14 protein-coding genes are annotated in these 12,852 nt (G+C 37.9%); all 14 read left to right on the top strand.

The window, feature by feature from the left end; all coding sequences use genetic code 11:
* The first annotated feature begins 197 nt into the window (after nucleotides 1-197).
* The 14 genes from F0228_RS24645 to F0228_RS24580 all read left to right on the top strand — a co-directional run bounded on the left by F0228_RS24645 (nucleotide 198) and on the right by F0228_RS24580 (nucleotide 12,818).
* Complete coding sequence (locus F0228_RS24645; RefSeq protein ID WP_171762983.1) at nucleotides 198-1,019, top strand: hypothetical protein; 822 nt, start codon at nucleotides 198-200, stop codon at nucleotides 1,017-1,019.
* 69 nt (nucleotides 1,020-1,088) lie between these two features.
* Nucleotides 1,089-1,853, top strand: a complete 765-nt coding sequence (locus tag F0228_RS24640) for a hypothetical protein (RefSeq protein ID WP_171730445.1) — start codon at nucleotides 1,089-1,091, stop codon at nucleotides 1,851-1,853.
* Nucleotides 1,847-2,836: a glycosyltransferase family 2 protein gene (locus F0228_RS24635; RefSeq protein ID WP_171730446.1), complete on the top strand. Its 990-nt coding sequence runs from the start codon at nucleotides 1,847-1,849 to the stop codon at nucleotides 2,834-2,836. Before F0228_RS24640 ends, F0228_RS24635 begins: the two co-directional genes overlap by 7 nt.
* Nucleotides 2,837-2,868: 32 nt before the next feature.
* Nucleotides 2,869-3,906: a polysaccharide biosynthesis protein gene (locus tag F0228_RS24630; RefSeq protein WP_171730497.1), complete on the top strand. Its 1,038-nt coding sequence runs from the start codon at nucleotides 2,869-2,871 to the stop codon at nucleotides 3,904-3,906.
* On the top strand, nucleotides 3,906-5,009 hold the full coding sequence (locus F0228_RS24625; RefSeq protein WP_171730447.1) for an NAD-dependent epimerase/dehydratase family protein: 1,104 nt from the start codon (nucleotides 3,906-3,908) through the stop codon (nucleotides 5,007-5,009). Before F0228_RS24630 ends, F0228_RS24625 begins: the two co-directional genes overlap by 1 nt.
* Before the next feature lie 9 nt (nucleotides 5,010-5,018).
* The gene (gene wecB, locus F0228_RS24620) at nucleotides 5,019-6,149 is read left to right on the top strand and encodes a UDP-N-acetylglucosamine 2-epimerase (non-hydrolyzing) (RefSeq protein ID WP_171730448.1); all 1,131 of its coding nucleotides are present in this window, start codon (nucleotides 5,019-5,021) and stop codon (nucleotides 6,147-6,149) included.
* Nucleotides 6,150-6,198: 49 nt separating this feature from the next.
* Complete coding sequence (locus F0228_RS24615) at nucleotides 6,199-7,407, top strand: glycosyltransferase family 4 protein (protein ID WP_171730449.1); 1,209 nt, start codon at nucleotides 6,199-6,201, stop codon at nucleotides 7,405-7,407.
* A complete protein-coding gene (locus tag F0228_RS24610) occupies nucleotides 7,404-8,000 on the top strand; it encodes a sugar transferase (protein WP_171730450.1) in 597 nt (198 codons plus the stop codon). Before F0228_RS24615 ends, F0228_RS24610 begins: the two co-directional genes overlap by 4 nt.
* Nucleotides 7,993-8,628 (top strand): acetyltransferase, encoded by a 636-nt coding sequence (locus F0228_RS24605; protein ID WP_171762982.1) that lies wholly within the window; start codon nucleotides 7,993-7,995, stop codon nucleotides 8,626-8,628. The genes F0228_RS24610 and F0228_RS24605 overlap by 8 nt, the downstream gene beginning before the upstream one ends.
* 10 nt (nucleotides 8,629-8,638) lie before the next feature.
* A complete protein-coding gene (locus F0228_RS24600; RefSeq protein WP_171730452.1) occupies nucleotides 8,639-8,851 on the top strand; it encodes an acyl carrier protein in 213 nt (70 codons plus the stop codon).
* A 16-nt stretch (nucleotides 8,852-8,867) separates the two neighbouring features.
* A complete protein-coding gene (locus F0228_RS24595; RefSeq protein WP_171730453.1) occupies nucleotides 8,868-9,881 on the top strand; it encodes a ketoacyl-ACP synthase III in 1,014 nt (337 codons plus the stop codon).
* A complete protein-coding gene (locus F0228_RS24590; protein ID WP_171730454.1) occupies nucleotides 9,871-10,629 on the top strand; it encodes an SDR family oxidoreductase in 759 nt (252 codons plus the stop codon). Before F0228_RS24595 ends, F0228_RS24590 begins: the two co-directional genes overlap by 11 nt.
* Nucleotides 10,619-11,650 (top strand): ketoacyl-ACP synthase III, encoded by a 1,032-nt coding sequence (locus F0228_RS24585; protein ID WP_345775991.1) that lies wholly within the window; start codon nucleotides 10,619-10,621, stop codon nucleotides 11,648-11,650. The genes F0228_RS24590 and F0228_RS24585 overlap by 11 nt, the downstream gene beginning before the upstream one ends.
* On the top strand, nucleotides 11,643-12,818 hold the full coding sequence (locus tag F0228_RS24580; protein WP_171762981.1) for a DegT/DnrJ/EryC1/StrS aminotransferase family protein: 1,176 nt from the start codon (nucleotides 11,643-11,645) through the stop codon (nucleotides 12,816-12,818). Before F0228_RS24585 ends, F0228_RS24580 begins: the two co-directional genes overlap by 8 nt.
* Nucleotides 12,819-12,852: the final 34 nt, after the last annotated feature.

Raw genomic sequence — 12,852 nt, 5'->3', positions numbered from 1 at the left:
GGAGATGTGTATAAGAGACAGTAATAAAAGTTATTATTATATCCATTATGCTGTTTTTGTCATCGAGAGCTATTGTCGATCTCTATCATAGCTTATATGATGAATATTGGAAGTATTATGTTTTAAGAAATATTATATTAGCTGTTTTTGTAAATGTAGCCTTTTCAATCTTAATCATTTACAGTAAAGATTTTGGTGTGGAATTTTATAATATATTTGGTCTTTCAGAAACAGCTAGAGTATATTTTGAGTTGGGAAGGCGAATTAGTGGCATGTTTGAGAGTGGTTTTTCAATATTGTCTGTTTTCTATGGGTTTTCAGTATTTATTACCTTTATATTCATGTCTAATTATAACTTTAGCAATAGAAATGTAATATATCTATACTTATTTGCCGCACTTTCTTCGCTAGCGGCTGTGTATTCTGGAAGGACCGGGATGATATTGATCTCTTCTATCTGCCTTTTGTCCCTGATCTTACCTTCTTATTTTTTAAGAATAAAAAAATCGATCCTTTATCGCGTTTTCTTTATGGTATTAATATTTTTGGTACTTACTTTTTTTATTTACACTGAAGAAGTTATGTATTTTTATATGTGGGCATTTTCTTTATTCTTTGAAAACTCAAATCAAATTTCAGGTGATACTGTTAACTATATTATAAATAACATGCTGATCATTCCAAATGATGTGATTTTTGGTGATGGGAATTTTGGTAGAAGCAATAATATGCCCTATATAGATAGTGATCTTGGATTGATACTTCTAACGAATTTCGGCGGGTTAATTTATTCTATTTTGTTCATTGGTAGTTTTTTTGTAATATCATTTTTCCTATCAATCTGTACAAAAAGTTCAGTTTTCAAACCTTTCGTTGCTGTATGTTTCTTTATGTTACCATTTTTAAACCTAAAAGACGTCTATATTTTAGGATCTTCGGGAGTTACACAGCTAATTTATTTGGTTCTGTCTGCTCATTTTTTAAGCTGTGTAGTGAAAAAGAAAGAAGCTAAATATTAGTTATGCGTACTTTAATTTTTATTATTAATTATTGTAAGTAGCTAAAATAACACTTTTAGGAATGTTACTATGAATAAAAAGTTGGTGTTTTTTACTGTTGTTTATAATCCAGATGACAACGTATATGTAAATATATCGAATGCTATCGATAAAGGTTTTGATGTTTTCGTTTATTTGAACCATGCCAGTGAAGATGATATAATTCGGCTAAAAAAAATGGGTATCAATATACTCGGGGACAATATTAACGCAGGGCTTGGTGTTGCATTTAATGATCTAGAAACTATGCTACTTAAAAATGGAGGTGGTGATTTTCTTTACTTTGATCAAGATACTATTGTTGGTAGAGAAACGTTGAGCAACATACTTACAAGGTATAGAGGTGATCTGAAAGATAATGATGGCTACTCAATATTTTATACTAGCGAAAATGTTGAAAAGTTTAAATCTGGTTTTTTCCCGAGTAGCGGTTGTCTATTTAGAATCAATGAAGAATCACTAATGCATAATCGAAGTTATCATGTTGAATGTGTAGATTATGAATATTGCTGCCAAACTATTATTGATGGTGGAAGCATAAAACCTATAAGTATTAAAGGGATTGACCACGAGTCTCTACAAGACAGTACAGAGAAGAGCTTTCTGGGTAAAAGAGTTATATTTAGGGTTTACCCAAGTAGCAGAGTAAAAGATTTTAACTATTCCCATGTAAGGCTAATTGTTTTTTCGATACTAAACCTTAGGTTTAAATTAGCCTTTTTTCTTATAAAGTCGTTGTTTGCATTTAACGCAGGTAATATAAAGAATAGAATTTTGGATTTTATATCATGTTAGTTTCAATTGTAATTTTGTCATATAATCGACCTCAACAAGTCAGGAGAATTCTTGAAAACTTTGTCGATGTCAAAAGCGACGAATTCTGTATAATTATTAAGGATGACGTCTCCCCCTTAATTGGTGAAATAAAAGATATTTGTTCTGAGTTTCAAGATGTTTTATCGGTGCCTCTCAGTCTTCATCAGAATGAAAAAAATATGGGTTATGATTCTAACCTTATGGACTCATTCTATATTACGAACTCTCAATATGTTTACTTGTTGAGTGATGATGACTTTATTGTAGGGAATGAGTTTTTAGATGTTATATCTGAGTTGAAAAAAAGTCGCAAACCTTTTTATATTAGTTCATATATCGAATCAGGTGAGATGAAAAGAGTTGTTGACTCGAACTTTAATATTTTAGAACTCTCTACTTCTCAACTTATTTATAACTCAATACTCTTCTCTGGTTTGATTTTTGATAGGGAAAAAGTCTGTTCATTGAAATTAGACAAGGTATTTTTGTCTTCATGTATTTATACGCAAGTTTACTTAACCGTAGCTCTCAACTATGAATTTTCAGATTATAAGTATATAAATAGTGGAGCTTTGGTTTTAGGGGGGGACGGTGAGAATTACTTTGGAAAGAATGAAGCAGCTAAAAATAAGTCTGCCCTCCAAGATAGAGCATCTATTTTATCCAACTTAAGGTACCAAGTCTTTCTGAGAAAAGTAATTCTTAATCTTTCATCAATATATTCCGAAGATATACTAGAGTCCTTCAATAAGGAATATAATAGAAGGTTGATTAGCTATGCTCTAAGGTGCAAAAGTAATGGCGGAGTAGCGTACAAAGAATTCAGATATTTGTTAAAAGAATTGGGGATCCCTTATAAATTATCCACAGGTTTATCTTTGTCTGTGGTGAGTTTGTTACCGCAAGGCTTTTGTGATTATTTTTATAAACAAGGTATCAGGTTTCTCAAAAAGTCAGGTTGATTTGATTCGAGATAAGGAAGAGTATGTTAAACATTTTTAGCAAAAAAATATTATTGATTACTGGTGGGACTGGCTCTTTTGGAAACGCAGTTCTTGACCGTTTTCTAAAAACGGACATCGGTGAAATCCGAATTTTTTCGCGCGACGAGAAAAAACAAGATGATATGCGGAAGAAGTACAATTCGCCTAAACTAAAGTTTTATATTGGCGATGTGCGAGATTATAACTCTATTTTGTCTGCAACTCGCGGTGTTGACTTTGTTTATCATGCAGCAGCTCTTAAGCAAGTCCCCTCTTGTGAATTCCATCCGATGGAGGCTGTTAAGACCAATGTGTTAGGAACAGAGAATGTTCTAGAAGCTTGTATTGCAAACGAAGTTGCGAGAGTTGTCTGTTTAAGCACTGATAAAGCCGTCTATCCAATTAATGCTATGGGTATTTCAAAAGCGATGATGGAAAAAGTCATTGTTGCTAAATCCCGTAATGTTGATCCTAACAAGACTGTTATATCAGCTACACGTTACGGTAATGTTATGGCATCTCGTGGTTCCGTTATCCCACTGTTTTTGCGCCAAATCATTAATGGCGATGCAATAACAATTACAGACCCTAACATGACACGCTTTATGATGACTCTTAACGATGCTGTGGATCTTGTATTGCATGCATTTACACACGGTGTTAATGGTGACATTTTCGTGCAAAAAGCTCCCGCTGCAACTATTGATGTTTTAGTACAGGCTTTGAAAACCATTACGTCCAAACCTGAACATGAAGTCAATGTGATAGGCACTCGTCATGGTGAAAAACTGTATGAGGCATTATGTAGCCGTGAAGAGATGTTTGTTGCTGAAGATCAAGGTGGTTACTACCGAATTCCTTCAGACAACAGAGATTTAAATTATTCACAGTATGTTGAAGAAGGTGAGCAAGATTTAAGTGTTATTGAAGATTATAACTCTCACAATACCGATCGCTTAGATGTAGCTGGTATGGTTAAGCTACTTCATAAGTTGGATTTTATTGTTGATATCGAAGCTGGCAGTCTTAACGTGCCAGAGGGTGTGTAATGAGAATTTTAGTTACAGGCGCAAATGGCTTTATTGGCAAAAACCTTTGTTTTCAACTAGCAGAGCAAGGTTTTACAGATATCGTTAAAATTGACCGAGCCCATTCACTTCAAGAGCTAGATAATGCGTTAGAGACAGCAGATTTTATTTATCATTTGGCTGGTGTTAATCGGCCAAAAAATGACGATGAATTCAAACAAGGTAATGCTGATCTAACTTCGCATATTGTAACTAAGCTAAACGAACTAAATAAAGCTACACCCATTCTTCTAACTTCTTCGATACAAGCAGAACAATCGAACCCATATGGTGTCAGTAAAGCTCAGGCAGAAGACGTTGTAAATGAATACGGCTTACAGTCTCAAGCAAAAGTTTATATCTATCGTTTGCCAAATGTCTTTGGTAAGTGGTGCCGACCAAACTACAACTCAATGGTTGCTACTTTCTGTCATAATGTAGCAAACGGTCTACCGTTGACGATCAATGACCCTGCCGCAAAAGTTAATTTAGTTTACATCGATACAGTTTGTGAACATTTTATTAATCATCTAAATCATGACGAGGAACCTGGAGAGCAACAAATTGAGCCAATTTATCCAACAACGGTTGGTGAGGTTGCTAACGCGCTTGAGTCATTTAAAAAGAGCAAGTCATCTTTGATAACTGAAAACGTAGGGTCTGGCTTCTTACGAGCACTTTATTCTACCTACATTAGTTACTATTCCCCAGAACAGTTCTCATATACAGTCCCAGCTTATACAGATCCTCGTGGTTCTTTTTGTGAACTTTTAAAAACTAAGGATGCAGGGCAGTTTTCTTTCTTTACTGCTCATCCGGGTATTACGCGTGGCGGGCATTATCATCATTCAAAAAATGAGAAATTCTTGGTTATTAAGGGGCAAGCAAGATTTCGGTTTGAACATATCTCAACTGGTGAATGCTACGAGTTAGATGTTACGGGTGATGATTACCGAGTGGTCGAAACTGTCCCTGGTTGGACTCATGATGTGACTAATATTGGTGACTCTGAACTTATTGTAATGCTATGGGCTAACGAAATCTTTGACCGCGAAAAACCAGACACTTTTTCAAAGCCGCTGTAGGAATAAAAAATGAAAAAACTAAAAGTAATGTCAGTGGTCGGTACTAGACCTGAAATCATTCGATTATCTAGAGTGTTGGCTAAATTAGATGAGCACTGTGACCATGTTCTTGTTCATACAGGTCAAAACTACGACTTCGAGCTTAACGAAGTCTTTTTTAGTGATTTAGGTGTACGTAAACCGGATTATTTTTTAAGTGCTGCTGGTAAAAATGCAGCAGAGACCATTGGGCAAGTGATCATCAAGGTGGATCAAGCATTAGAAGAGATCCAGCCTGACGCAATGTTAGTTTTGGGTGACACTAATTCTTGCTTGTCTGCCATACCCGCAAAACGTCGAAAAGTACCCATTTTTCATATGGAAGCAGGCAATCGCTGTTTTGATCAACGTGTACCAGAAGAAACTAACCGCCGTATTGTTGATCACACCGCCGATATAAACCTAACTTATAGCTCGATTGCGCGAGATTACTTACTTGCGGAAGGTCTACCTGCTGATCGAGTGATAAAAACAGGCAGTCCAATGTTTGAGGTGCTAAGTCAGTATATGCCTCAAATTGATGGCTCAGATGTGCTAGCCCGATTAAAACTTGAAAAAGGGCAGTTTTTTGTGGTGAGTGCTCATCGTGAAGAAAATGTAGACTCTCCAAAACAATTAGCGAAGCTTGCCGAGACACTAAACACTGTTGCAGAGTATTATAATTTACCAGTAATAGTCTCAACACATCCTAGAACTCGTAACCGAATTGAAGCTCAAGGTATTGAGTTTCATCAGAACATTAAATTACTCAAACCTTTGGGTTTTCATGACTATAATCATCTTCAGAAAAATGCCAAAGTGGTTCTCTCTGACAGCGGAACAATTAATGAAGAGTCTTCGATCATGAATTTCCCTGCATTAAATTTGCGCGAAGCACATGAACGCCCAGAGGGGATGGAAGAGGCTTCGGTTATGATGGTTGGTTTAGATGTAGAGCGTGTAATGCAAGCGCTGCAGGTATTAGAAACTCAGCCAAGTGGTCATGAGCGATTATTACGCCCAGTATACGATTACAGCATGCCTAATGTATCTGATAAAATGGTCAGAATCATTCACTCCTATACAGATTACGTTAAACGCGTTGTTTGGAAAGAGTATTAAATGAATTAGCTCGTGGGTTTAGCTCACGAGTTATAAGATAGAGCCATATATGAAAATTCTTTTGTTAACTCAATGGTTTGAGCCTGAACCAACTTTTAAGGGGCTCCTTTTTGCACAAGCGTTGCGTGATGAAGGACATGAGGTTGAAGTTCTGACTGGTTTTCCAAACTACCCAGGTGGGAAATTATACGACGGTTACAAAATTAACATTTACCAAAAAGAGATTATGGATGGTATCACGGTTCATAGGGCACCTTTATATCCAAGCCATGATGGCTCAGCCTCTAAACGAGTCTTAAACTATGTATCTTTTGCGGTTTGTAGTTTCCTTGTTGGGATGTTGAAAACTCGAAATGTTGATGTGATTTATTGTTACCATCCCCCTCTAACAACATCTTTGTCTGCTTGTTTGTTGGGACTGTTTAAGCGAGTTCCGTTCGTGGTAGATGTGCAAGATTTGTGGCCTGATACGTTGTCTGCAACTGGAATGATAAATAACAAAAGACTCCTTAATGTCGTAGGTAAAACTTGTGACCTTATATATAAGAGAGCATCAAAAATTGTTGTTCTATCTCCAGGTTTTAAAAATAGAATAATATCTCGCGGTGTGTCGGAGAAAAAAATTGAAGTGATTTATAATTGGTGTAATGAGCCAGCTCTAAATAACTTGGAATATACAGACTTAAAAATGCCAGAAAATGGAAATTTAAATCTATTATTTGCCGGTAATCTTGGCTTTGCCCAAGGGTTACCTTCAATTATTCAGGCCGCAGAGATTTTGAATAAAGATAATGTTGGAGTTAATATTGTTTTTCTTGGTGATGGGGTCGCTAAACAGGCTGCAATAGAAAAGAGTAAAGAGCTTGGATTAAGCAACGTATATTTTTTACCAAGAGTTCCAATGCAGCAAGTAGGATCATTACTTTCTTGTGCTGATATTCTACTCGTCCATTTAAACAAAAACGAACTATTCGAAATTACAGTTCCTTCAAGGACTCAAGCAAACATGGCAATGGGTAAACCAATCATAATGGGAGTTTCCGGTGACGCCTCTGATTTGATAACTAAAGCAGGAGCTGGTGTAACGTGCCAACCAGACAACCCTGAGTCACTAGCTGAGGCGATAGCGTATGTATGCGACTTATCAGATAGTGAGCGACTGAGTCTGGGGAATGCAGGAAAGAATTATTATGAGCAGAACTTGTCACTAAAACAGGGAGTAGCAAAGTTTATTTCAGTTTTTGAGGAGGTTCGATGAAAAGGTTGTTTGACTTCTGTGTATCGCTTTCTGCACTAATTCTCTTGTTTCCTATAATTGCTTTTGTCGCATGGAAGATTAGGAGAAACCTTGGTTCTCCCGTTCTTTTTAGACAAACTCGTCCAGGGTTGCACGGGACTCCATTTGAAATGGTTAAATTTCGTTCTATGAAGGATGCCGTTGATTCCAAGGGAAGGCTTTTACCCGACAGTGAGCGTTTAACTTCATTTGGCAAAAAGCTTAGGTCTTCAAGTTTGGATGAATTACCGGGTTTATGGAATGTGCTTAAGGGCGATATGAGCTTAGTGGGTCCAAGACCTCTTTTGATGAAGTATTTACCATTGTATAATGCGCGCCAAGCAACACGGCATAATGTGCGCCCGGGCATCACTGGGTGGGCTCAAGTCAATGGCCGTAATGCGATAAGCTGGGAACAGAAATTCGAGTATGATGTTTGGTATGTATCAAATCAATCTCTTCTTCTGGACCTGAGAATACTATTTTTGACGGTCAAGAAGGTATTTATTAAAGAGGGAATTTCAGCTGATGGTGAGGCAACGATGACTGAATTTAAAGGGAGTGATCGTGAATAAAACCTTCTATATTTTGGGGGCAGGGGGATTTGCAAGAGAAGTCTACTCATACCTTAGGGAAAATCGATTTAAAATTGATGGTTTTTCCTGTGCTGGCTTTTTAGACGATAACCCTCAAGCATTAGATGATTTTTTTCTTGAGCATAGCATTGTAAATGGTTTATTTACAAAAGAGCTACCAAAATGTTCTAAGTTAGTGATGGCAATTGCCAATCCTAGCTTGAAGGAGAAGCTCTATAAGTTTTATAAGAATCTTGGGCATGAGTTTATTACCTATGTACATGATTCAGCATTTGTTGGTGAATCTGTTGTGCTTGGGGAAGGAACTATAGTATCACCTCAAAGTGTAATAACGGCTAACGTTAGCATTGGTAACTGTAATACAATCAATGTTTTATCGACGATTGGACATGATGCAAAAATCGGTGATTTCTGCACTTTGAGCGGTCATTGTGATATCACTGGATTTGTTGAACTTGGTTCTAAGGTCTTTGTGGGATCTAGTGCAGCCGTAATACCTAAGGTAAAAGTTGGAAATGACGCTGTGATAGGTGCAGGCAGCGTAGTTATATCGAAAGTAAAACCTGGATTGACAGTGTTTGGTAATCCAGCAAAGAAAATTAAATAGGAGTTTAAATATGAGTAATGTAAATCAATTGTTGGAAATCGTCGCAGAAATTCTAGAGGTTGATGATGTTAGTTTAGAAACACCGCTAAATGAAGATAATTGGGATTCTTTAGCTGTTGTTACATTTATTTCTGAAGCTGATAATGAGTTTGATAAGGTTGTATCACCATCAGAAGTTAACAAGGTAACAAAAGTTGCTGATTTGTTAGAGCTAATTAAGTAACTAGAGAGGTTTCTAGATGTTAACAATAAACAATGTCGGCATCTCTGCGGTTGCAACGTCAGTACCAGAGAAAGTCGTTAGTAATTATGAACTAGCAACTAAGTACGGCAGTGAGGAAATTAATAAACTGATCTCAAGTGTTGGTGTTCATGAACGGAGAGTATCTGGAGATGCAATCACAAGCGCTGATTTATGTTTGGACGCAGCTAGAAACCTTATTCAAAGTAAAGAGATAGACGTCTCTGATATCCAAGCTGTTATTTTTGTTTCACAGACCCCAGAATATCAACTACCAGCGACTGCTTGTATTTTGCAAAATAAATTACAGCTACCAAGCACAGCTTTAGCATTTGATATTAATATGGGTTGTTCGGGATATGTGTACGGCTTGCAAGTAGCAGCTAGTTTAGTCAATAGTGGATTGAAGCATGTACTGTTACTTGTTGGCGACACAATCAGCAAGATCGTCAAGCCAGGAGATAGGAGCACAGAGCTTCTCTTTGGTGATGCGGGCACTGCTACGTTGGTTTCAGGCTTAGAGACATCAAAAATGTCATTTAGTCTTGGCACTGATGGTTCTGGTTATCAACACATTATCGCAAAAGAGCCTATTTTAAGTAATAGCTTTAAGGGAAGGGCTGATAATTATTCATTTTTGGAAATGAATGGTGGGGAGGTTTTTTCTTTCACACTAAAAACTGTACCAAAGCTTATTCGTAGTTTCTTGAGTGAACTTTCTCTTGTCCCTGAGATGATAGATAACTGCTTCTATCATCAAGCGAATCACTTTATGATTAAGCACTTATCTAAGAAGTCAAAATTTTCAGAAAACCAAGTTCCCATATCTATTGATAAGTATGGCAATACCAGTGGTGCCTCTATTCCTGTAACTATCTGTGCGGTACCTAGGGAGTCATATACAAGCACCTTGTTTGTTGGATTTGGTGTTGGGTTGTCATGGGGTGCTGTATATTGCGATCTTTCTAATACATTAATACTACCAGTAAGTGAGTTTTCTAGTGGCGAATAATATTTTAGAGAATAAAAAAGTGCTGATTACAGGAGGCTCTTCCGGTATCGGTAGAGCTATTGCCCAAGTTTTTAGTCAACAAGGTGCTCAAGTTATAATCGTGGGGCGAAATACTCACCGCCTTGAGCAAACATTAGCGTCGCTCGAAAATGGGGAGCATTTAGCGCTACAATGTGATTTGGCCTCCCCATCTTCAATAGAAAGTTTATTTAAAGATCTATGTAATAATATTGGTGAGTTAGACGCAGTAATACATTGCGCGGGTATTCAGAAAACGTTGCCATTACAAGCTTTAAAAGAAACTGATTTCGAACAGGTTTTCAACACCAATGTTAAATCTGCCCAGTTTTTAGCTAAATCCTATCGAAAGAAAGGAAGATATAATGCGTTTGGTAGCTCATTAGTTTTCTTAAGTTCTGTCGCAGGAACATGTGGTGAGCCAGCGATCTCAACATATTCAGCCTCAAAGGCAGCTTTATTAGGTCTGAGTAAGTCCTTGGCATCAGAGTTAGCAAGAAACAGAATTAGGGTTAACTGTATTGCTCCGGGGCATGTTGAGACTGAAATGGCAATTGAGTTTTCTAAAACTCTAACGGCAGAACAGAATCAAAGAATACACGACAAGCATCCTCTCGGCTTAGGCCAGCCAGAAGATGTCGCTAATGCTGCGTTATATTTAGCTAGTGGTTTATCTCGATGGGTAACGGGCACGACATTATATGTTGATGGAGGTTACAGTGCACAATAAGGCAGCTATTCTCGGGGTTTCATCTTATCTACCTACTAATCGTTTGACGAATGAACAATTAGCTATCGAATATCCAGATTGGAGCGTAGATAAAATATTTGAAAAGACAGGTATTAAATCCCGCCCAATTGCTAGTAAAGAAGACTCTTGTTCATCTATGGCAATAGAAGCCTCAAAGCGTTTATTTGAAAAGCTAAATGTAGAGCCTAGTTGTATCGACTATGTTTTGCTGTGCACGCAAAGTCCGGATTTCAAATTACCTACAACAGCATGCATTGTTCAGAACAAATTAGGTATCCCAACAACCGCCGGTGCTTTGGACTTTAACTTAGGCTGTTCTGGTTATGTCTATGGCTTAAGCCTTGCCAAAGGTCTTATTGAGTCGGGACAATCTAAAAATGTACTCCTTATTACATCAGAGTTGTATTCGCGCTATATCAATGACCAAGATAAAAGTGTACGCACATTATTTGGAGATGCGGCTACGGCTACTTTAATTGGAGTTACTGAGTCAAATGATGAGTATATTGGTGGGATTGTACTTGGTAGTGATGGTGCTGGGGATAAAAACTTAATTGTTCCTCATGGTGGTTCACTAAACCCTATCGTGGAGTCATCTAATTTCGCGACTGTTGATAGTAGTGGGAACTGTAGAAGTTTAGCTGACTTGTATATGAATGGTGCAGAAATATTAACGTTTACTTTAAAGGCTGTACCAAAGTTAGTTGCCAGTGTTTTGAGTAAGTCTAATTTAGAGGTTTCTGATGTAGATAAGGTTGTCTTTCATCAAGCAAATAAGTTTATGTTAGATAAGTTACGCAAGAAAACCCAATTTACAGAACAGCAGTTTTTAGTTTCTTATGAACACTATGGCAATACTGTATCTTCAACTATCCCATTAGGACTCGAGCTCGCACAAAGCGAAGGTAGACTAAAATCAGGTGATAATGTCCTGTTGTGCGGTTTTGGTGTTGGTTACTCTTGGGCTGGTGCAATGATAAAGTGGTCAGATAATGCTTAATATTCCATTCTCTCCTTGGCCTAGCTTCACGAATGAAGAAGCAGAGGCTGTAAAAAATGTTTTATTATCAAATAAGGTAAACTATTGGACTGGCAATGAGTGCCGCGAATTTGAAAAAGAGTTTGCAGCGTGGGTCGGTTGTGATTACGCAGTGTCGTTGGCCAACGGCACACTAGCGTTAGATATTGCATTAAAGGCTTTAGGTGTGGCAACTGGGGATGAGGTGATTACTACACCTCGTACGTTTTTAGCCTCTGCATCGTCGATAGTAACAGCGGGTGCGACCCCAATATTTGCGGATGTAGATATAAACAGCCAAGCAATAACTGCAGAATCTATTGAAGCTGTGCTTACAGAGAAAACCAAGGCCGTGATTGTCGTGCATCTTGCTGGTATGCCCGCTGAAATGGACGCTATAATGGCCTTATCTGCTAAACACGGTTTTTACGTCATTGAGGATTGCGCCCAGGCTCATGGTGCAAAATATAAAGGGCGTAGTGTGGGAAGTATTGGTCACATCGGTGCGTGGTCATTCTGCCAAGATAAGATTATGACCACAGGAGGGGAAGGCGGTATGGTTACGACTAACAATGAAAATTTGTGGTCGTTTATGTGGTCTTATAAAGACCATGGTAAAAATTATGATTCGATATACAACAAAGAACACCCGCCCGGCTTTCGTTGGTTGCATGATAGTTTCGGAACCAATTGGCGGATGACAGAGATGCAAGCTGTCATTGGACGAATTCAGCTGACTCATATGGCGGATTGGACGAAAAAGCGTCAATCTAATGGCAGGGCTATTGATGCCGCAGTGTCAGACTTGAATGTTGTTCGTCGTGTTATTGTACCTGAATATAGTGAACACGCTGAATATAAGCACTATTTGTTTATTAGACCTGAATATCTGGCTGAAAACTGGACTCGTGATAAGATTGTCGACGCGATTAATGCAGAAGGTGTACCTGCATTTCAAGGAAGCTGCTCTGAGGTGTATTTAGAAAAAGCATTTGATAATACAACATGGCGCCCGACAAACCGATTGAGTTCTGCAAGTGAACTCGGGGAGACGAGTTTAATGTTTCTGGTACACCCGAGTTTAACTCAACTAGAAGTTAATGAAACTTGCCGTGTGATACGTAAAGTTCTTTTAGAAGCCCAAAGCTAAATTATGCACAGGACTTTTGACTCAAACTAAGATT

It is taken from the genome of Vibrio sp. 99K-1, from assembly GCF_013114585.1.
GTDB classification, from domain to species: Bacteria; Pseudomonadota; Gammaproteobacteria; order Enterobacterales; family Vibrionaceae; genus Vibrio; species Vibrio chagasii_B.
This window is presented reverse-complemented; position numbering and strand designations above follow the sequence as displayed.

Excerpts from the sequence above, each read along its gene's own strand:
- F0228_RS24640 (WP_171730445.1), top strand. The coding sequence starts at position 1,089 with ATGAATAAAAAGTTGGTGTTTTTTACTGTTGTTTATAATCCAGATGAC.
- F0228_RS24635 (WP_171730446.1), top strand. The coding sequence starts at position 1,847 with ATGTTAGTTTCAATTGTAATTTTGTCATATAATCGACCTCAACAAGTC.
- F0228_RS24625 (WP_171730447.1), top strand. The coding sequence starts at position 3,906 with ATGAGAATTTTAGTTACAGGCGCAAATGGCTTTATTGGCAAAAACCTT.
- wecB (WP_171730448.1), top strand. The coding sequence starts at position 5,019 with ATGAAAAAACTAAAAGTAATGTCAGTGGTCGGTACTAGACCTGAAATC.
- F0228_RS24615 (WP_171730449.1), top strand. The coding sequence starts at position 6,199 with ATGAAAATTCTTTTGTTAACTCAATGGTTTGAGCCTGAACCAACTTTT.
- F0228_RS24610 (WP_171730450.1), top strand. The coding sequence starts at position 7,404 with ATGAAAAGGTTGTTTGACTTCTGTGTATCGCTTTCTGCACTAATTCTC.
- F0228_RS24600 (WP_171730452.1), top strand. The coding sequence starts at position 8,639 with ATGAGTAATGTAAATCAATTGTTGGAAATCGTCGCAGAAATTCTAGAG.
- F0228_RS24595 (WP_171730453.1), top strand. The coding sequence starts at position 8,868 with ATGTTAACAATAAACAATGTCGGCATCTCTGCGGTTGCAACGTCAGTA.
- F0228_RS24580 (WP_171762981.1), top strand. The coding sequence starts at position 11,643 with ATGCTTAATATTCCATTCTCTCCTTGGCCTAGCTTCACGAATGAAGAA.